We start from the raw sequence: 1,025 nt of genomic DNA on the forward strand, positions 1-1,025 counted from the left end.
GTTTGGAACTGCTGAACTTACCTCAGGATCGTGTGCCTCAGTTGCCGGAAATCAATCGAGTCTTAATGGAAACAACAGGATGGCAGGTTGAGCCTGTGCCTGCTCTGATCGATTTCGACCGATTTTTTAATTTGTTGGGTAACAAACGTTTTCCAGTCGCGACTTTCCTAAGAACCCGAGAAGAGTTCGATTATTTACAAGAGCCGGATCTTTTCCACGAAATTTTCGGCCATTGTGCCATGCTCACGCATCCAGAGTTTGCTGCGTTTACGGAACATTATGGTCAGCTCGGACAAGCGGCAACACCAAAACAGAGAGCTTACTTGGCTCGTCTTTACTGGTTTACCGTTGAATTTGGTTTAGTGAAAGAAGGCACGAAAACCAAAATCTATGGCGGCGGCATACTCTCTTCCCCAGGAGAAACCATCTACGCATTGGAAAGCGAAAGTGCAATTCGTGAGTCCTTTGACCTACAAACGGTATTAAGAACACCATATCGCATCGATATCATGCAGCCTAAATACTATGTGATTGATGATTTCTCCCAGCTTTTCCAAATTAGCCAACTGAATTTATTGAAACAAGCGGATCTAGCGATAGATGCTGGATTGCTCCCACCACTTTTTGAACCTAAGGAACCTGCTCATGCTGAATGAACAAAAATGCGAAGCTTGTAGCTTTGATGCCATTGCCCTGACGAAAGAAGAACAGCAATCTCTATTGCTGCAGCTGTCCGATTGGCATCTCATTGAAAGGGACGACATTCCGCAACTTGAGAAGGTCTATAAGTTTAAGAACTTTAAACAAGCGTGGGCGTTCAGCAATAAGATTGCGGAATTGGCAGAAGAAGAATTTCATCACCCGTCAATTTTGCTTGAGTGGGGCAAAGTCACCGTGACTTGGTGGAGCCATTCCATTAAAGGTTTGCATAAGAACGATTTCATCTGTGCGTCTAAGTGTGATGCGTTGGTGTTGAGCGAATAAACACGAATGGGCAGCCGTTGTTTGCTATTCATGCTCTGAAA

General features: G+C 44.5%; 2 protein-coding genes. Both read left to right on the forward strand.

Annotated features, from left to right (window positions below; genetic code table 11):
• Positions 1-656, forward strand: a 656-nt coding sequence (phhA, locus tag R8269_RS26400; RefSeq protein WP_318223058.1) for a phenylalanine 4-monooxygenase, incomplete at its 5' end; no start/stop codon positions are given.
• Positions 646-984: a 4a-hydroxytetrahydrobiopterin dehydratase gene (locus R8269_RS26405; protein WP_005482617.1), complete on the forward strand. Its 339-nt coding sequence runs from the start codon at positions 646-648 to the stop codon at positions 982-984. The genes phhA and R8269_RS26405, both read left to right, overlap by 11 nt.
• Positions 985-1,025 lie beyond the last annotated feature (41 nt).

The sequence above is a fragment of the Vibrio sp. Vb0667 genome (assembly GCF_033391095.1).